A 17319-nucleotide genomic window follows, 5' to 3' on the forward strand; every position below is an offset into this window, starting at 1 on the left:
CTATGGTGGGATCTACCTCTCGCGCACCGGGCGTGGCCCGGGCGGGGGGGGGGGGGGCGGGGGGGGCTGGTCCAGCCCACGCGGCCACTGCTGCCGATGTCACGAGACCTCGTCAGGCGGTCGTCCGGGCCGCCTCCAGAATGACCCTGGTGACCTGGTCCGGGTGCGAGATCAGGCCCAGGTGACCGGCGTCGATCCGGGTGATGTCGGCCCCCGCCCGCTTCATCATCTCCTCCTGGCGGGCCGGCGGAATGACCAGGTCCTCGGTGCCGACCACCGCCCACGCGGGGATCGTCTTCCACGCCGGCTCCGTGGCCGGCTCGCCCAGCGCGTTGGTGGCCAGGGCGGTCTGGGTCACGGCGAGCACCTCCGCCTGCCGCCGGGGCAGACCGTTGGCGAAGCCGGGGATGAACACCTTCGGCAGGACGTACGCGTCGGCCGCGCCCTCCGGGGCACCGGGGAACGGCACGAGCCGGAAGACGCTCGTGGGGTCGGTCAGGGCCGGCTCGAGGATCGAGCCGGAGCCCGCGGTGAGCTCCTCCACGGTCTCCCCCTTGTCCGGCGCGAAGGCGTCCACGAACACGAGCGCCTTGACGTTCTTGTTGCCGGTGGCGGCGTCGCTGATCACGAAGCCACCGTACGAGTGGCCGGCGAGCACGATGGGACCTTCGATGGTGGACAGGAAGTCCTTCAGGTAGCCGCTGTCGATCGACGGCCCTCGGCCGGGTTGCGGCGCGACCTGGACGTCGAAACCGCGCGCCTGGAGTCTGCGGATCTCCCCATTCCAGCTTGAGCCGTCGGCCCAGGCGCCGTGCACGAGGACGATCGTCGGTCTGCTGCGGTGCCCCTCGTCGGGGGTTGGTCGCACACCGCCGTCCGCGAACACGCTTGGGGTGCTTGAGCCGAGCACCGTCACCAGAGTTGCGGCGGCGAGCGCTGCGGCGATCACCTTCGGCCGACGTAGCGAGATTCTGAGCATGTCTGTTCCCCCTCGTTGGTCAGTGGATGCCGAACGCGGGCAGATGCGGGTGGCCGCCAACGCTGCCCGGTCGGAGCCGCGACCGGTCGGGTCCACCGCCGAGCGGTGCGTCGACCGGTGACGGGCCGGCCTCCGACGCCTCGGTGACTGCACGATCGCCCGACTTCACGGTACTCACAATGAGTCGGAATAATGGACGAAACAGGAGAAGTGCTCAGATTTGCTATCTTCCGAGGAAACCCGCCAAACGGGTTGCTTCCCCAGTCGCCGCGTGTGCTCGGAGCCGACCGCCCCCACCGGCCCGGCGCCGGGAAACGCCCTCCACGGAGGTGCGAGACGTCCCTTAGGTTTCGGCAATGCAGATCATCGAAGGGGCGGGCCGGTGGACCACACCCGGCGGAGCCGTCAACGACTGGATCGAACACCTGAGGGTTCCGGACCTGTCGGTGGGAACGTACTGCATCCCGGCGGGAGGTCTCGACGATCAGAGCCCGCACACCGAGGATGAGATCTACGTGGTCACCGCCGGCCGGGCCCGGATCGTGACCCCGGACGGCACGGCCGAGGTGGCCCCAGGTTCGGTGATCTTCGTGCCGGCCGGCGAGGAGCACCATTTCGACGAGGTGACCGAGGACCTGACGCTGCTGGTGGTGTTCGGTCCGGCGTACGGCTCGCGCGCTCCAGATCGGCGAGCCGACCAGTTCGGCCGGGGTACGGCAGCAGAGCCGCACCCCGGCAGGAACGTCGATCGCGACTGACATCACGACCACCGGCGTCGAACGCCCCCGCGCACCTGCGGGGGCGTCAGCTCAGCAGCCGAGCCGCTTGGTCGACAGGGCGATGTCGTCGATCCAGAGGTCGAACTCACCCGGCGTCGTGCCGCCCTGGTAGAGCTGCCAGCCGATCTTCACCGTGTCGACGCTCGGCAGGACGAAGGGAACGTCATTACCGCCGTGGTCGTTCGTGGAGGCGGTCAGCTCCGGGTTCGCCACGCCGTCGATCCACACGGCGACGCTGTTGTCCGCCCCGTCGATCTTCCACTCGAAACACTGCCAGGTGTCCTCGACGACCGGGGCGGACTCCCGCCAGTTGGTCCAGTCGCCGGTGGGACCGCCGTCGGCCCCGATGCCCCAGAACGTGCCGGGCACGGTGGGGGCGTACTGGCCACCGATCGGACGCACGACCTCCGCGCTACCGCTACCGGTCGCCTCGACCAGCGTGAAGTGCGCCCAGTCCGGGGCGGTGGGGAAGGCGTCGACGCGCAGGCGCATCCGGCCGTAGAAGCGGTTGCCCGGCGCGGCGAAGTCGTCGACGCGCAGGAAGGCACGTCCGTTGTCGACCGTGTGGACGTGCAGCACCTGGTTGCCCCGGCGAGCACGTTCGACGGTGAGCGTGCCGTGGCGGGTGTCGACGCCCCAGTTCACCGTGCTGGCCCCGCCGGCGGGCAGTCGCTCGAAGTCCTCACAGAAGAGCAGGCCACGGGGGCACGAGGGCCGGGACGCGCCCGACGCCCCGGCCGGAGCGCTGCCGACCGTGGTGCCGAGGATCAGGGCGGCGCTGAACACCGCGAGAAGTCTGCGCATGGTCGTTCTCCCTATCGACGAGGTGCGGTACGCGAGGACGGTTACTTCGGTCGCGTACCGGTCCGACCACGACGGCGCCCGGGCCCGGAGCGGGTGGCTCCGGGCCCGGTCAGCGTCCCGACGCGGAGGGACCGGTACGCGTCGTCGCGCGTCAACTGGTGCAGGAGAGACCGCTCGGTGCGGTAGTACTGCTGCCGTTGACCAGGAAACCGAAGGTGGTCGAGGCGTTCGCGCCGAGAGACCCGTTGTAGTCGGCGTTACGGACGCTGACCGTTCCGCTGGTGCCGGTGTTGATGCCATTCCAGACATTGGCGATGCTCTGCCCGCTGGCCAGCGTCAGCCGTACGGTCCAGCCGCTGAGGGTGGCGGAGCCGTTGTTGGCCACCGTGACCTCGCCCTGGTAGCCACCGTTCCAGCTGTTGACCATCCGGTACGTCGCGCTACAGGCACCCGGCGGCGGCGTGGTCGGCGGAGGAGTGGTCGGCGGAGGAGTGGTCGGCGGAGGGGTCGTCGGCGGAGGAGTGGTCGGCGGAGGGGTCGTCGGCGGAGGGGTCGTCGGCGGCGTTCCCGGCACGGTGGTGGAGGCGGCGTTGAGCGCGTTGAGGACGGCGGTGTACGCCGCCTTCGGGTTGCTGTTGCGGTCGAAGAGCAGCGGGTTCTCGCTGCCGCGCCACGAGTCGCTGTCCCGAATGCCCCACGTCGTGATGCCAACGCAGCGGGGGACGTTCATGCAGGCCTGGGTGAGGCCCTGGTACTGGCTGGTCGAGGCGTTGGTGACGTCGGCCTCGGTCAACGCCACGTCGACCCCGAGGGCGGCGAAGCTGGACAGGGTCTGCTGGAAGTTGCCGGGCAGCGAACTGCCGCCGGTGAAGTGGGTCTGCAGGCCCACGCAGTCGACCGGCACGCCCCGGGACTTGAAGTCCCTGATCATGTTGTAGACGCCCTGCGTCTTGGCGTACGTCCAGTTCTCGATGTTGTAGTCGTTGTAGCACAGCTTCACGCTCGGGTCGGCGGCGCGCGCGGTCCGGAACGCGACCTCGATCCAGTCGTTGCCGGTGGACTGCAGGTTCGACGACCGCCGACTGCCGTTCTCGGCGAAGGCCTCGTTAACCACGTCCCAGTACGCGAACTTGCCCTTGTAGTGGGCCATGACCCCGTTGATGTGGCTGATCATCGCGTTCCGCAGGGCGGTGCCGCTCAGGCTCCCCCAGAACCTCGGCTGCTGGGCGTGCCACGCCAGGGTGTGACCACGGAACCGCATGCCGCGCTGGGTGGCCCAGTTGTAGATCGCGTCACCGCGATCAAAGTTGAACTGGCCGGGGTTGGGCTCGGTCGCGTCGGGCTTCATCTCGTTGACGGCCGTCATCATGTCGAACTCACGGCTCGCGATGGTCAGGAAGCCCGAGTCGTTGAGGCGGTCCGCCCCCATGGCGGCGCCGAAGTACCGGCCGCTGCGCTCGGCGGCGGCCTTCAGGGTGGTCCCGGGCGATCCGGGGAGGTCGGCGCGGGCGAAGGTCGCCACGGCCATCGAGGACACGGTGATCGCCAGGGCGCAGGCCCCACCCAGGAGCAGCCTGGCGGCCCCCCTGGTTCGGCGCTTCGGTCGAGCGGGTACGTCGTTCATCTGTGCACTTCTCCTCGGTGTTTCGTCTGGTCCGTTGCCGACTCGAGGCACGGAACCGAGGAGCACCGCACGGCCGACGACCGGAGCACCGCGCTCGCCACTGGACCAGCACGCCGCAGGTGACGCCGAGCCGGCGTCAACCCCGCCGCGCCCGAAATCGGTGGCCACCGCCGGCTGCCCGGCCCGCCCGGTGGATGGCGAACACTCCGCGCCGCACGCCCCTGCGGAGTAACACTGCCCTGCCGCGATGCTATATCGAATCAGCTCGATCTGGACAGCCGGCGACCGAGAACGGTGGCGCGCACGGCGGAGGACCAGCCGGTTTGGCATCGACTTAGATCGATGTAGTGTGGAAACGCTCCCACACCACCACCACCCACCTGATCGAGGAGCCGAACATGCAGCGACGGCGACAACGTCCGGCCACCATGCTGGCCGGCCTGCTCATCCTGACCCTGTCCGTGCTTCTGTCACCACCCGCGTCGGTGGCCAGCACCGCGGCGACCGGCACATCCCACGCCCGCGCGACGCCACTCACCGAGCTGACCGTGGTGTCCGAGCGGGTGGCGTTCGGACTGCAGCGCCCGATCGCGATCACCGGCCTGCCGGACGGTCGAATGTTGATCGCGGAGAAGAACGGCACCGTCCGCGCGTACCACCCCGCCACCGGCCTGGCGGCCGATCCGGTGCTCGACCTGACCGCCCGGATCGACACGTCCGACAACGAGCGCGGCCTTCTCGGCATCACGCCCGCACCGAACTTCGCGCGCACCGGGATCCTCTACGTGGCCTACACGAGCCTGCCGGCCGGAGCGCTGACCCTGGCGCGGGTGCCGCTCGGCGCTCCCGACCGGCTACAGGTGCTGCTCACCCAGGAGCACGCCGAGTTCGGCAACCACAACGGCGGACAGGTGGCCTTCGGCCGCGACGGCTACCTCTACTGGTCCACCGGCGACGGCGGAAACGCGAACGACCCGTTCAAGAGCGGCCAGAACCTCGGCACCCTGCTCGGCAAGATCGTACGGATCGACGTCAACCGCAGCTGCGGGGGCAAGCCCTACTGCGTACCCCTGGACAACCCCTTCGTCCGCACGGCGGGCGCGCGGCCGGAGATCTGGGTCTACGGGCTGCGCAACCCGTGGAAGTTCTCCATCGACCCGGTCGACAACTCGCTCTGGATCGGCGACGTCGGCCAGGGCCTGATCGAGGAGATCAACCACATCCGCCCGTCGCAGCGTGGCGCGAACCTCGGCTGGTCCTGCAAGGAGGGCACGCCGGTCTTCGACCAGACGCAGTGCCGGCCGGGCGTACGGCTCACCGACCCGGTCGCCGAGTACGAGCACTACCTGACGGACAACTGCTCCATCATCGGCGGCCTGGTGTACCGGGGGTCCGTCACCCCGGAGGCGCGGGGGACCTACATCGCGAGCGACTACTGCTCGACCCGCGCGTTCGCCGTGCGTCCCACGTCCACGGGTGGCTACGAGTCCGCCGAGATCGGCACCTTCCCCACCCAGCCGACGGCGTTCGGCGCCGACGTGAACGGCGAGCTGTACGTGCTCAGCGACCTCCCGGGCTGGCTGAGCAAGGTCCGGTTCGAGCGGGTCCAGCCCACCCCGACCGCCGGGGTGGCCAACCGCTGAGCCTCGGCGGAAACCGGCACCGGTGACACCGCGGTGGACTGCCACGCACCCGTGGCGGTCCACCGCGGCACGGGGCCAACCACGTCGTCGGTCCTGGTTGGCCGCCGCCGGCTCACGGGCCGGGGAGGACGACGCGTACCTGGCCGGGGAGCTGATCCGGCGCGTAGTTGCCGTAGGTCTCGGCCACACGCCTCGACAGGAACGCCTGCCGGGCCGCCAGCCGCTCCGGGACGCTACCCAACCACAGACCCGCACGCGCCACCGTTTCCCGGCGGGCCGGGCCGACGGTCGTTCCCGACCAGTGGTACGTCATCGCCAGCAGCGGCCGAACGAGCGCGACCCGGCAGGCCCACGATGTCATCCAGTTCACCGACCACATCGCCCGGAGGCGGTCACCCAACGCGAATATAGTCCACACTCTGGGCGACGGCTATGGTTGGGGCATGCACGACAGACGCGGCCCCCGGCGCGTCGGCGAGCGGACGCCGCAGCCGACATTGCTGCTGCTCGCCGTGCTCCTGCTGGTGCTCTCGGCCACCCGCTCGATCGGGTTGTGCATCGTGTTCCGTTCCGCACGGCGGGCGACCCCCGGTTGCGTGCCCGCCTGGTCAGCGGATCGCGCTCCCCCGCGCCACGCGCTGCACCTCGCCTGATCCACCCGCCCCGGCTCGCGCCGACCCATGGTGTGTCCAGTTCGCCGCCATGACCGGCCGTGCCACCACCACGCCCACCGCACTTCGCCCGGCCACGCTCGCCGGCCTGCGCGTCGCCGAGCCGCTACGCGGATGCGCCGCCCTGCCCGCTGGAGTCCCCATGATTGTCGAACTGACCCCGCTGCCCGGTATCGGGGTACGCCGCATGTTCACCACCGCTGACGGTCGTCGAGTGGGCGTGGTCACGCACCACCCGGGCGGGCGACGAGATCTCGTCTACGAGTCCCCCGACGACCCCGACGCCACCTGCTCGCTCACCCTGACGCGCTCCGAGGCCGTGACGCTTGCCGGACTTCTGGGCATCCTCGACATCGTCACCGTGACGGAGCCATCTCCCGCGTGACGGCCGGTGTGGCTGCCGTACCGCTGCGGCACGGCAGCCACACCGCCGGTCAGCCGTTCTGCTTCGCCTGGCAGGACACGCAGAACTGCGCATGCGGAAGGATTTCGAGCCGCTCGGCCGGGATGTTCTGGCGGCACTTCGCGCAGGTCCCGTAGGTGCCGGCGCTGATGCGGCTCAGCGCACCGGTGATCTGCTCGATGTTGCGCCGGGTGGCCACCAGCAGCGCGGCCCGGTTGTGGGCCTCGCTCGGGTCGCCGGTGTCCGCGTTGAGCTCGGTCAGTTCCCGCAGCCGAGCCGTCTGCGTGGCGAAGTCTTCCGCCAGCGAGGCTCGCAGATCAGCCAGCCAACGCTGGTCGACAGCTCGTTGATCGACGCTCATGGTCCTACCTCTGCTTCCGAAGGGTAAAAAGAAAAGGGCCGAAGCTGGATAGCTTCGCCCTGGCGGTCGTTCCGAGATGCAACGGTTCCGCTGGGGGCCCTCGGCCGGTTCGCGCCGGGCTCGTCAACCACGAGATGGGCGCGATGCGCGGCACGCGGACAACCGGTACCCGCATATCGACCGTCCGGCACGCCGCCATCGCCACATGGGCAGCCCCGACCGCCGCCACGCCGGTGACGGCAGGAGAGCGGAACGTAACCGAGGACATGTCTCCACCATAGGCGGCGACCACGGCGATGCCAACGCCGGAGGAACGGCCGGCCTCACGCGCGGTGTGGGTGACGGGTCACTCCTCCGGCGCGATCAGCCGGTCGTCCGTGACGTCCCGGACGATTATCGCCTCCACCGGGCACGAGTTGGCGGCGTCGAGGACGACCTCGGCCGGGGAGACAACGCCGGCCAACGGCGCGGACACACCGTCGACCAGGCGAAAATGCTCGGGCGCGGTGCCGGCGCAGATGCTCGTGCCGATGCAACGAGCCGGGTCCACCCCGACCCGCCAGGCGGTGCTCACCACGCCACCGGCATGCTGAGCAGGCCCCGTACCAACATGCCGCGCTTCCACTTCAGCTCGGCCTCCGGTACGGCGAGCCGCAGGCCGGGCAGACGGGTGACGAAGGTGCTGACGGCTACCTGCAACTCCATGCGGGCCAACTGCGCGCCGACGCAGTGGTGTACGCCGTGCCCGAAGCCCAGGTGCGGTTTCTGCTCGCGATCGAAGTCCAGCCGGTCCGGGTCGGCGAAGACCGTGCCGTCCCGATTCGCCGACGACAGTGAGCCGAGAACCGGTTCACCGGCCCGGACCAGCACCCCGCCGACCTCGACGTCCTCCTTGGCGTACCGGGCGAAGGAGGAACCGACGCCGAGCGGCACGTACCGCAGAAGTTCCTCGACCGCGGCCGGCACCAGCGACGGATCGGACCGCAGCCGCGCGAGCTGGTCCGGATTGTGCAGCAGGACGTAGACGAAGTTGGGGATCTGGGTCACCGTCGTCTCGTGACCAGCGGCGAGGAGCCCCGCGGCCAGCTCCACCAGTTCGGTCTCGCTGAGCCGATCCTGGTTCTCGTCGCGGGCCCGCACCAGCGCGCCGAGCAGGTCGTCGATCCCCGGGTCGCGGCGACGCTCGGCGACCAGGCCACCGATGTAGCCCCAGAGATTGTTCAGGTACTCCTGGATCGTCTCCAGCGGCAGTGAGGTGGTCGAGACGATCGCCTCGGACCAGACGTGGAAACGGTCGCGGTCGGCGTACGGGACGCCGAGCAGCTCACAGATCACCTGGATCGGCAGTGGCGTGGCGACGTGCTCCACCAGGTCGGCCGGGGGACCGAGCCGGAGCATGTCGTCGACCAGCGTGTCGGCGATCTCCTGGGTGCGAGGTCGCAGCGCCTCCACTCGACGTGCCGTGAACGCCTTGGCCACCAGCCGGCGCAGCCGGGTGTGATCGGGCGGATCCATGGTCAGCATGCCGCTGTACTGCTGGCGCGGGGTGAGCCGGGGCTCGTCACGGTCGACGGCTGGCGCGCGGCCGAACCGCACGTCACCGAGGACCGTACGGACGTCCTCGTACCGGGTGGCGAGCCACGCCTCCTCCCCGTAGGGGAGCTGCACCCGGGTCATCGGCTCGTGCTCGCGCAGCTCGCCGTAGGTCGGATCGACGACGAGGCGGTCGGGCACACTGAACGGGTACGACCGCACGGGCGGAACGGTTCGGCTCTCGGTGCTCTGCGCGCTCTCGGTCATCCGGCTTCCCTTCGTCGAGACGGCGTGATCCGCAGGCCGGCGCCACCTTCACAGCGGCTTCAGATCGCCTACGCCCAGGGCGTGGATCAGCACACCCCTACGCATCGTGACGTTTCAATGTCGGATCGTAGCGAGGGACGTCGATGATCGCCATGGAGACCGATCCGCGCCCCGTACGGGACAGCCGTGCTCCCAGCGGATCGCTCGCGGCAGGATTGAGCTTCTCGCACGGACTGCGGACCGTAGCGGCGACCGGCGCGTGGTTCAGTGACCTCGGTCCTGGCCGAGGAAGCACGACAGCAGTTGCCGGAACTCGCGCGGGTGTTCGACCGCCGGCACGTGCCCGCATCGACCGAACACGTGCAGACGCACGTCGGCCAGGTGTTCGAGCAGGGGTCGGGTGGCTGCCTCGATCGGGGTGACACGGTCCTGGGCGCCGTGCACGAGCAGCACGGGCGCGTGGATCGCTGCCAGCCGCTGCGCGGTGAGGGTGAGGTCGTCGACCCATCGTGCCCTCGGTGCGGGGAACAACGACGCGTACGCGGACGCCCCATCCCGCATCGCCGCCGCACGGGCCTCAACGGCCGCGTCGGTGACGAGAGCCTGGTCGAGGAGGAGGCGGCTCAGCATGTCCCGCGCCCCGAGCGGGCCGGCGGGGGCGGCCCAGACCGCGTCGAGATCGGCGGACAGCGGCGCCCCCGGAGCGCCCATCGTGGAGACCGCCACGACACGGGTCACCCGCTCAGGGCGGGCCGCCGCCAGTGCCAGCGCCACGGCGCCGCCCATGGAGTGACCCACCACGGCGTAGGACTCGATACCGAGAGCATCCATCAGGCCCGCCGCCTGCTCCGTCCACAGCCGGAGTCCGCTCGGGGAGCCGGCCGGCACGGGCGTACGGCCGAACCCCGCCTGGTCAGGAGCCACCACGTGCCAGGACGTGCCCAGCGCCTGCGCCGTCGATGCCCAGGCGCCGGACCCGGTCGTGCCGGGTCCGGAGCCGTGCAGCATCAACACCGCGGGCCCGGCGCCGCTCTCCAGAACGTGGACGGGTGAACCGTCGACCGCGACGGTCCGAAGTGCTGTCACCGGGGCAGGCCGGGCGTGCTCACGCCGAGGCGGAGCTGACGGACTTCGAGAAGACCTCCATCATCGCCCTGCCGAACTGCGGCATGTCGGGCCATCCCCGGCAGGAGACGAGGTTGCCGTCCACGACGTCGGGTGCGTCGATGACCGTCGCGCCCGCATTCTCCATGTCCCCCGTGATGGGCGGGAAGCACGCCGTCTTCCGACCCTTCAGGAGCCCGTACACCGCTGGCACCTGCGCGCCGTGGCACACCAGAGCGATGGGGAGGTTGCGCGCGAAGAAGTGCTCGGTGATGCGCCTGACGTCGGCGTCCACCCGGATCCACTCGGGGGCACGTCCGCCGGGGATGATGAGGGCGTCGTAGCGCTCGACGTCGACCTCGGCCCAGGGCACGTCGACCGGCAGCTTGCGCCCGTTCTTCTCCACGTAGGCGTCGGAGTTGGGGTCGAACTCGTGGATGACCAACTGCACGTCACGCAGCGTCCGTGACGAGACGTCGACGTCCCAGCCGCCCTCCTGCACGCGGTAGTAGGGATACATGGTGTCGAGTTCCTCGGCGGCGTCGCCGGTCAGGAGCAGCGCTCTGGGCACCTGCTTCTCCTCGCGTCTGGTGGCGGGTGGTGGAGATCCAATCCGATCCGATCCGGTGGCGATAGCATTCCTCGACCCAGCCCACCCGTCAAGCCTCTACCGCCATCGATTCCGCGTCTGTGACCTCGTCGAACAATCGCCGGAACCGGTCGCCGGAGCGCAGGATGTGCCGACGCATCGCGTAGGCGGCGGCGTCGGGGTCACGCGCGGCGATCGCGGCCACCACGTCCTCGTGCTCGGCCATGGCCAGGTGGGTGACCTGGGCGTCGTGGTGCAGCCGGAAGAGGTGCACGTGGCTGTGCAGGCGGGCGAGCGCCTCCCGGATCACCTGGTTCTCCGCGCTGCGGGCGACCAGGTCGTGAAACGCGGCGTCGCGGAGCCCGAAGGCGCCGTACGCCGCGGGCCCCTTGCCCCCCTCCAGCTCGGCCATCTCCTCCAGCATCCGTCGCAGGCCGGTCACCTGTTCCACCGAGGCGCGTTCGGCGGACCGGCGCGCCGCCGCGGGCTCGAGCAGCAGGCGGACCTCGAGCATGTCCTCGAATCGGTGGCGGGTGATCTGGGGAGGGATGCGGTAGCCGGCGTGGGGCACCCGCACGACCAGCCCCTCGGCCTCCATGCGGTTCAGGGCGTCCCGGATCGGCGTCTGGGAGACTCCCAGCTCTCGCGCCAGGACGTCGATCGTGACGCGGGAGCCGGGCTCGATCCGTAGCGACATCAGCTGCCCGAGCAGCGTGTCGTACACCTCGTCGGCGAGCCGGCCGCCCGATCTTCCCACCGACATTCCTCCCGTCACGGCCTTGCGGCCCCGCGCGATCATCGCTCCGTCGTCCATCGTGACGTGAGGTCCCTTCTTGCGCCGTTGCGGCCTGTTGACATCAGTCACAGCGCTGCGGCATGCTGACGCCCCCACCAGATCGTATAGGAAAAGTGGCGGATGATCTTCATTCTCTACCTCGCGGCGCAGTCCTGACGCCGGCCCTCACGACGGCCCGGCGCCACGCCCAGAAAACCCAGCAACCGCTCGGCGAAGCACATAGCGAGGCCTAGAAGTCCCCATCCAGAAAGCAGGCATAACATGCGCGCTCAGAAGCGAATAGGACGAATGCCCGTTCCCGGTCGCAAGGCACGGCTGGCGACGGCGGCCATGCTGCTGGTGGCCACGACCCTGGCGGCGTGCGGCGGCGACAAGGACGACGACGCGAAGGCGAGCGCCCCCAAGGCGCCGGCGGCCGTCCCGGAGCTCAGCAAGGACCCGCTGACCCTCAGCTTCATCTGGTTCGACTGGCCGCCCGCCCAAGCGCTGGAAGCCTTCGCCAACGCGGAGTACAAGAAAGAGCGGCCGAACGCGACCATCAAGGTCAACACTGTGCCGAACGCGAACTGGCACGACGCGATGTTCACCCAGTTCGCCGCGCGCAAGACCGACTTCGACATCGCGATCCTGGACTCGCAGCACATCGGCGAGGCCGTGACGAACGGCAACATCCTCGACCTCACGGACTTCGTCAAGAACAACATCGAGGTGCAGGCCTACGACCCGTACCTCCTGGCGGCCTACGGTCAGTTCCCCCAGGCGGAGACCGGCAAACGCGACGAGAACGCCAGCCTGTACGGGCTGCCGCTGCTCGGCGACACCTGGACGATGATCTACCGCAAGGACCTGATCGGCGACAAGCCGCCGCAGACCTGGGACGAGATGATCTCGGTCGCCGGGAAGTGCCAGGCGGAGCACCCCGGCGTGAGCGGACTGGCCTTCCACCAGGCCAACGGATCCGACGCCGCGGCCGTCACCTACAACACCGTGAACGGCGTCTACGGCGGCAACCTCTGGGACCCGAAGGCACGCAAGATCCAGGGCGTCCTCAACGACGCGGCCGGCCAGGAGGCGATGGACGTCCTGGTCAACAAGATGAAGCCGCTGACCGCCAAGGGCTCCGGCAACTGGTTCATCGACGAGACGAACGCGGCCGTCGCCCAGGGCAAGGCGTGCATCGCGTTCAACTGGATCGCGGCGAGCGGCGGCCTGCTCGACCCGAAGCAGTCGACGCTCGGCACCACGCGCGAGCAGATCCTCGACAAGTTGGGCTTCGCCACCCTGCCGACCCAGAAGACCAACCTCGTCCCGCTCGGCGGCATGGGCATGCACATCTCGGCCTACTCCGGCGCGGCGAACCAGGCGGAAGCCCTGAACTTCATGAAGTGGTTCGAGCGGGCTGACGTCCAGAAGAAGTGGGCCGCCGCCGGTGGCGTGCCATCACGTACCGACGCGATCCAGTCACCCGAGTTCCTCAACGCCGGGCCGTTCAACAAGGTGTACGCCGACTCGGTCCCGCGCATGCGGGACATGTGGAACGTGCCCGAGTACGCGCGCCTCGTCGACATCGAGAACACCAACGTGAACGCGGCCCTCAACGGCGCGAAGAGCCCGAAGGACGCGCTCGACGACATCGCCAAGGAGCAGCAGAGCGTGCTCGACTCGAGCAACCGCAAGGGCGGCGGCGGGCTGTGAGCGACGCCCCTCTGACGACCGAACACCCCGGGCAGGTGGCGTCCGCGACGCCACCTGCGCCGGGTCGGTCCCGCCGGTTGAGCGACCGTGGGCTCGCCGTGGCCTTCATCTCCCCCTCGCTCCTGCTGTTGCTCGCCATGTCGGTCTTCCCGTTGCTGTGGTCGTTGTACCTGTCCTTCACCGACTACTCGGCCACGCGCGGGGGTCCCGCCGAGTTCGTCGGTTTCGGGAACTACACCGCCATCCTGACGTCGGCCCAGGTCCACACGAGGGCCCTGACGACTCTGGTCTATGTGATCGGCGCGGTCTCCCTGCAGACCGTGCTCGGGTTCGGCATCGCCTACCTGATCTCCCGGCGCACGCGCGGGCGCGGAGCGCTGACCACCCTGTTCCTGGTCCCGATGATGCTGTCGCCGGTCGTGGTCGGGTTGTTCTGGCGCTTCATGCTCGACGCGCAGTTCGGCGTGGTCAACAGCATGCTCGGCTCGGTCGGCCTCGGGCAGGTGGAGTGGCTCACCCGGCAGCGGACGGCGCTGATCTCGCTGATCGTGGTCGACACCTGGCAGTGGACGCCGTTCATCATGCTCATCGCGCTCGCGGGCCTCAGCGCGGTGCCCAAGTACCTCTACGAGGCCGCCTCGATCGACCGCGCGTCCGAGTGGTTCAAGTTCCGCACCATCACCCTGCCGCTGGTGTGGCCGCTGTTGCTCATCGCCGTGATGTTCCGGGCCATCGAGGCGTTCCGGCTGTTCGACCTCGTCTACATCCTCACCAACGGAGGCCCGGGGGTCTCCACCGAGACGTTGTCGTTCCACATCTACAAGGTCGCGTTCCTGGGCTTCAACACCGGAACCGCGTCAGCGTACGGAATCCTCATGGTCCTCGTCGTCATCGTCCTCACGCAGCTCTACCTGCGTTATCTGAACAAGCTCAAGGAGGACTGATGGCCGTCTCCGTCGACGAGGCCGTGTCCACCGGTCCGGCCGGGGACCACACACCTCCCGTGCGCCGCCCCGGCGGCCGGGGCCGCTCCGCGGTGGAGGTCGTGCTGCTGACCGTGCTGGCCGCCGTGATGCTCTTTCCGGTGCTGTGGATGATCGAGACGTCGATCAAGGAGAACCGGGACGTCTACGCCATCCCGGCCAAGTTCTTCGACTTCGCCGTCACGTTGCAGCACTACAAGGACGTGTTCGTCGCCCAGGGCGACGGCCGTACGCCCGTGTCCGTCAGCTTCCTCAACTCCTTCTTGGTCGCCGGCGCCTCCACGGTGCTGGCCACCGTGCTGGGAGTCCCGGCGGCCTGGGCCTACTCACGATTCGCCGTGAAGGCCAAGAAGGACCAACTGTTCTTCATCCTGTCCACCCGCTTCATGCCGCCCGTGGTGGTGGTGATCCCGATCTTCCTCATGTACCGCCAGGTCGGACTCATCGACAACAAGATCGGCCTGATCCTCATCTACGCCGCGTTCAACGTGCCGTTCACGATCTGGATGATGAAGGGGTTCGTCGACGAGGTGCCCGCGGAGTACGAGGACGCCGCCATGCTCGACGGCTACACCCGGCTACAGGCGTTCTGGCGATACACACTTCCCCAGCTCTTACCCGGCATCGCCGCGACGGCGGTCTTCGCGCTCATCTTCTCGTGGAACGAGTTCGTGTTCGCCATCTTCCTCACGTCCAGCGACAGCGTCCGGACGGCCCCACCCGCCATCGCCGGCCTGATCGGCGGCACCACCACCGACTGGGGTCTCGTGGCAGCCGCCTCCGTGGTGTTCGCCCTACCGGTGCTCATCTTCGCCTACCTGGTGCGCAGGCACCTCATCGCCGGTGTGACGCTCGGGGCGGTGCGACGCTGATGGCGGGTATCGAGGTAACCGCGCTGCACAAGCGCTACCCGGACGGCACGGTCGCGGTCGAACAGGTGGACCTGTCCATCGGCCACGGCGAGCTGTTCGTGATGCTCGGCCCGTCGGGCTGCGGCAAGACGACCACGCTGCGGGCCATCGCCGGCCTGGAGAGGCAGACGTCCGGCGACATCCGCATCGGTGACACGCTGGTCAATGATCTGCCGCCCGCCGAGCGCGACATCGCCATGGTGTTCCAGTTCTACGCCCTCTACCCGCATCTGCGAACCCGCGACAACCTGGCGTTCCCCCTGCGGGCCGAGGGACTGCCCAAGCAGGAGGTGCACGCGCGGGTCGAGGAGGCCGCCCGGCTGATGCGGCTCGGTGCCCTTCTGGACCGGCGACCGCGCCAACTGTCCGGCGGGGAGCAGCAGCGCGTCGCGCTCGCGCGCGCCCTGGTGCGACGACCGCGCGCGTTCCTCATGGACGAACCTCTCACCAATCTGGACGCCGAGTTGAGGGCGGACATGCGCACGGAGATCAAGCACCTGCAGGGGGAGCTGGGGGCGACGATGGTCTACGTCACCCACGACCAGGTCGAGGCGATGTCGCTCGGTCACCGGATCGCCATCCTCAACAAGGGCCGCGTGGAGCAGATCGGCACGCCGCTGGAGGTCTACGACCGCCCGGCGAGTCTCTTCTGCGCCGCGTTCATCGGCTCCCCGCCGATGAACCTGGTCGACGTGGAGGTGGTCGACGGCATGCTGCACAGTCAGGGCGGACTGGTCCTCACACCACCGTCAGGCCTGCCGCGCGATCGTCGCCTGGTGGCCGGCGTCCGGCCGGAGGCGCTGGAAGTCACCGCGCCAGGGACGGAAGGCACGATCCCGGCCCGAGTGGTCTCGGCGGAGTGGTTGGGCGACGAAATCATCTACGTGGTCGACCACGGCGGCGAGCGCGACGTACGGGTTCGGATGCCACCGACCATTCGTTTCGCCCCCGACGCGAAGGTCGGGCTGCGGCACACCGGCGGAACCCCGGCGGTCTACGACGTGCGCACGGAAGAGCTGGTGGCCTGATGGGAACCGTGGCAGCGCACGGGCTGCGCAAGTCCTTCGGCAAGGTCCAGGCCCTGGACGGGGTGACGCTCGACGTGCCGGACGGCTCGTTCTTCGTCGTGCTCGGGCCCTCCGGGGCGGGTAAGACGACGACCCTGCGGGCGATCGCCGGCCTGGAGAAGCTCGACGCGGGTTCGGTGCACCTGGACGGGAGAGACGCGACCGCTGACGCGCCGGCCGAGCGGGACCTGGCCATGGTCTTCCAGAACTACGCCCTCTACCCGCGACACACGGCGTACGAGAACATCGCCTCACCGCTGCGGGCACGCCGCCGTTCGGCGAGCGAGATCGCGGCCGCCGTCGAGCAGATGTCGAAGCTGCTGCACATCGAACGTCTGCTGAAGCGTCGTCCCGCCCAGTTGTCCGGCGGTGAGATGCAGCGGGTCGCGCTGGCTCGGGCGCTGGTCCGCAGCCCCCGGGCTTTCCTCATGGACGAGCCGCTGACGAACCTCGACCTCAAGCTCCGCGTCGAGATGCGCACCGAGCTCACCCGTATCCACCGGAGCCTCGGCGCGACCTTCGTCTACGTGACCAACGACCAGGTCGAGGCCCTGTCCATGGCCGATGCGGTCGCGGTCCTCAAGGAGGGGAAGGTGCAGCAGGTCGGGACACCGACCGAGGTGTACGAGCGTCCCGCCAACCAGTGGGTGGCGGGGTTCGTCGGGAGCCCGCCGATCAGCCTGCTCGCCTGCCGCGCCGAGGGGGATCGTCTGGTCGGTGCGGACGGCTGGACGTTGCCTCGGCCCCACTGGACCACTGCCGAGGAAGGTCGTGCGCTGCTGCTGGGCGTACGCGCGGAGGACCTGTCCGTCGAGCAGCGCGGGGACGCGTCGTTGTCGGGAGAGCTCTACGGGCTCGAGCCGCTCGGCGACCGCACGGTGGTCGACGTCCGGGTGGGAACCGAGATCCTCAAGGTCAAGGCACGACCCACCATCACCGGTACGCCGGGCGAACGGCTGTCGGTCACGGTCGACCTGGACCGTGCGCACCTGTTCGACGCGGACACCGGGCTGTCGCTGTCCGAGGCGGGGCGGTAACCGCGCCGGACAGACCGAGACACCTCCGCCCCCGCCCCGACGAGGGCGGGTGACCCGTCCGTCCACCCGCACG

At 69.4% G+C, this 17319-nt stretch carries 18 protein-coding genes and 1 pseudogene; 9 read left to right on the forward strand and 10 right to left on the reverse strand.

The window, feature by feature from the left end:
* Positions 1-112: 112 nt before the first annotated feature.
* Positions 113-979: an alpha/beta hydrolase gene (locus AB0B55_RS23805; RefSeq protein WP_357173888.1), complete on the reverse strand. Its 867-nt coding sequence runs from the start codon at positions 977-979 to the stop codon at positions 113-115.
* Between the two features lie 356 nt (positions 980-1335).
* Between AB0B55_RS23805 and AB0B55_RS23810 the strand changes: the two genes are divergently transcribed.
* Positions 1336-1737 carry a cupin domain-containing protein gene (locus tag AB0B55_RS23810; protein WP_357173891.1) on the forward strand — a complete coding sequence of 134 codons (402 nt, stop codon included), beginning with the start codon at positions 1336-1338 and terminating at the stop codon, positions 1735-1737.
* Positions 1738-1788: 51 nt separating this feature from the next.
* Here the strand turns inward: AB0B55_RS23810 and AB0B55_RS23815 are convergent, their stop codons facing one another.
* Positions 1789-2562: a hypothetical protein gene (locus tag AB0B55_RS23815; RefSeq protein ID WP_357173894.1), complete on the reverse strand. Its 774-nt coding sequence runs from the start codon at positions 2560-2562 to the stop codon at positions 1789-1791.
* Between the two features lie 151 nt (positions 2563-2713).
* Positions 2714-4186 (reverse strand): endo-1,4-beta-xylanase, encoded by a 1473-nt coding sequence (locus AB0B55_RS23820; RefSeq protein ID WP_357173897.1) that lies wholly within the window; start codon positions 4184-4186, stop codon positions 2714-2716.
* Between the two features lie 398 nt (positions 4187-4584).
* Between AB0B55_RS23820 and AB0B55_RS23825 the strand changes: the two genes are divergently transcribed.
* A complete protein-coding gene (locus tag AB0B55_RS23825; RefSeq protein ID WP_357173900.1) occupies positions 4585-5829 on the forward strand; it encodes a PQQ-dependent sugar dehydrogenase in 1245 nt (414 codons plus the stop codon).
* A 148-nt stretch (positions 5830-5977) separates the two neighbouring features.
* Here AB0B55_RS23825 and AB0B55_RS23830 read toward each other — a convergent pair.
* A pseudogene (locus AB0B55_RS23830) lies at positions 5978-6055 on the reverse strand (nucleotidyltransferase); the annotation flags it as partial.
* A gap of 217 nt (positions 6056-6272) precedes the next feature.
* Here AB0B55_RS23830 and AB0B55_RS23835 point away from each other — a divergent pair.
* Together AB0B55_RS23835 and AB0B55_RS23840 are read left to right on the forward strand one after the other, a co-directional pair.
* On the forward strand, positions 6273-6482 hold the full coding sequence (locus AB0B55_RS23835; protein WP_357173903.1) for a hypothetical protein: 210 nt from the start codon (positions 6273-6275) through the stop codon (positions 6480-6482).
* Positions 6483-6531: 49 nt separating this feature from the next.
* Complete coding sequence (locus tag AB0B55_RS23840) at positions 6532-6885, forward strand: hypothetical protein (protein ID WP_357173906.1); 354 nt, start codon at positions 6532-6534, stop codon at positions 6883-6885.
* Between the two features lie 49 nt (positions 6886-6934).
* On the opposite strand, the gene AB0B55_RS23845 is transcribed toward AB0B55_RS23840, so the two are convergent.
* The 6 genes from AB0B55_RS23845 to AB0B55_RS23870 form a co-directional block, all read right to left on the reverse strand.
* Entirely contained in the window at positions 6935-7264 is a 330-nt protein-coding gene (locus AB0B55_RS23845) for a TraR/DksA C4-type zinc finger protein (RefSeq protein WP_355047864.1), read from the reverse strand.
* 346 nt (positions 7265-7610) lie between these two features.
* Positions 7611-7838, reverse strand: a complete 228-nt coding sequence (locus AB0B55_RS23850) for a ferredoxin (RefSeq protein ID WP_357125017.1) — start codon at positions 7836-7838, stop codon at positions 7611-7613.
* Entirely contained in the window at positions 7835-9064 is a 1230-nt protein-coding gene (locus AB0B55_RS23855; RefSeq protein WP_357125014.1) for a cytochrome P450, read from the reverse strand. The genes AB0B55_RS23850 and AB0B55_RS23855 overlap by 4 nt, the downstream gene beginning before the upstream one ends.
* A gap of 264 nt (positions 9065-9328) precedes the next feature.
* A complete protein-coding gene (locus AB0B55_RS23860; RefSeq protein WP_357125011.1) occupies positions 9329-10150 on the reverse strand; it encodes an alpha/beta hydrolase in 822 nt (273 codons plus the stop codon).
* Positions 10151-10169: 19 nt separating this feature from the next.
* On the reverse strand, positions 10170-10739 hold the full coding sequence (locus AB0B55_RS23865) for a DJ-1/PfpI family protein (protein WP_355047859.1): 570 nt from the start codon (positions 10737-10739) through the stop codon (positions 10170-10172).
* Positions 10740-10827: 88 nt separating this feature from the next.
* Complete coding sequence (locus AB0B55_RS23870) at positions 10828-11520, reverse strand: GntR family transcriptional regulator (RefSeq protein WP_357174254.1); 693 nt, start codon at positions 11518-11520, stop codon at positions 10828-10830.
* Between the two features lie 321 nt (positions 11521-11841).
* Here AB0B55_RS23870 and AB0B55_RS23875 point away from each other — a divergent pair, with 321 nt between their 5' ends.
* The 5 genes from AB0B55_RS23875 to AB0B55_RS23895 are packed head-to-tail and all read left to right on the forward strand — an operon-like array spanning position 11842 to position 17246.
* Positions 11842-13248 (forward strand): extracellular solute-binding protein, encoded by a 1407-nt coding sequence (locus AB0B55_RS23875; RefSeq protein ID WP_357173909.1) that lies wholly within the window; start codon positions 11842-11844, stop codon positions 13246-13248.
* The gene (locus AB0B55_RS23880) at positions 13245-14192 is read left to right on the forward strand and encodes a sugar ABC transporter permease (protein ID WP_357125004.1); all 948 of its coding nucleotides are present in this window, start codon (positions 13245-13247) and stop codon (positions 14190-14192) included. Before AB0B55_RS23875 ends, AB0B55_RS23880 begins: the two co-directional genes overlap by 4 nt.
* Positions 14192-15103: a carbohydrate ABC transporter permease gene (locus AB0B55_RS23885; RefSeq protein WP_357173911.1), complete on the forward strand. Its 912-nt coding sequence runs from the start codon at positions 14192-14194 to the stop codon at positions 15101-15103. The genes AB0B55_RS23880 and AB0B55_RS23885 overlap by 1 nt, the downstream gene beginning before the upstream one ends.
* Positions 15103-16170, forward strand: coding sequence for an ABC transporter ATP-binding protein (locus AB0B55_RS23890; protein ID WP_357124998.1), 1068 nt, complete (start codon positions 15103-15105; stop codon positions 16168-16170). The genes AB0B55_RS23885 and AB0B55_RS23890 overlap by 1 nt, the downstream gene beginning before the upstream one ends.
* Positions 16170-17246 carry an ABC transporter ATP-binding protein gene (locus tag AB0B55_RS23895; protein ID WP_357124995.1) on the forward strand — a complete coding sequence of 359 codons (1077 nt, stop codon included), beginning with the start codon at positions 16170-16172 and terminating at the stop codon, positions 17244-17246. The genes AB0B55_RS23890 and AB0B55_RS23895 overlap by 1 nt, the downstream gene beginning before the upstream one ends.
* Positions 17247-17319: the final 73 nt, after the last annotated feature.

The organism is Micromonospora sp. NPDC049107 (assembly GCF_040648595.1).
Lineage (GTDB): Bacteria > Actinomycetota > Actinomycetes > Mycobacteriales > Micromonosporaceae > Micromonospora.

Bases quoted from the DNA above. Each gene is read 5' to 3' on its own strand.
- AB0B55_RS23805 (WP_357173888.1), bottom strand. From the start codon at position 979: ATGCTCAGAATCTCGCTACGTCGGCCGAAGGTGATCGCCGCAGCGCTC.
- AB0B55_RS23810 (WP_357173891.1), top strand. From the start codon at position 1,336: ATGCAGATCATCGAAGGGGCGGGCCGGTGGACCACACCCGGCGGAGCC.
- AB0B55_RS23815 (WP_357173894.1), bottom strand. From the start codon at position 2,562: ATGCGCAGACTTCTCGCGGTGTTCAGCGCCGCCCTGATCCTCGGCACC.
- AB0B55_RS23820 (WP_357173897.1), bottom strand. From the start codon at position 4,186: ATGAACGACGTACCCGCTCGACCGAAGCGCCGAACCAGGGGGGCCGCC.
- AB0B55_RS23825 (WP_357173900.1), top strand. From the start codon at position 4,585: ATGCAGCGACGGCGACAACGTCCGGCCACCATGCTGGCCGGCCTGCTC.
- AB0B55_RS23835 (WP_357173903.1), top strand. From the start codon at position 6,273: ATGCACGACAGACGCGGCCCCCGGCGCGTCGGCGAGCGGACGCCGCAG.
- AB0B55_RS23840 (WP_357173906.1), top strand. From the start codon at position 6,532: ATGACCGGCCGTGCCACCACCACGCCCACCGCACTTCGCCCGGCCACG.
- AB0B55_RS23845 (WP_355047864.1), bottom strand. From the start codon at position 7,264: ATGAGCGTCGATCAACGAGCTGTCGACCAGCGTTGGCTGGCTGATCTG.
- AB0B55_RS23855 (WP_357125014.1), bottom strand. From the start codon at position 9,064: ATGACCGAGAGCGCGCAGAGCACCGAGAGCCGAACCGTTCCGCCCGTG.
- AB0B55_RS23870 (WP_357174254.1), bottom strand. From the start codon at position 11,520: ATGTCGGTGGGAAGATCGGGCGGCCGGCTCGCCGACGAGGTGTACGAC.
- AB0B55_RS23875 (WP_357173909.1), top strand. From the start codon at position 11,842: ATGCCCGTTCCCGGTCGCAAGGCACGGCTGGCGACGGCGGCCATGCTG.
- AB0B55_RS23885 (WP_357173911.1), top strand. From the start codon at position 14,192: ATGGCCGTCTCCGTCGACGAGGCCGTGTCCACCGGTCCGGCCGGGGAC.
- AB0B55_RS23890 (WP_357124998.1), top strand. From the start codon at position 15,103: ATGGCGGGTATCGAGGTAACCGCGCTGCACAAGCGCTACCCGGACGGC.
- AB0B55_RS23895 (WP_357124995.1), top strand. From the start codon at position 16,170: ATGGGAACCGTGGCAGCGCACGGGCTGCGCAAGTCCTTCGGCAAGGTC.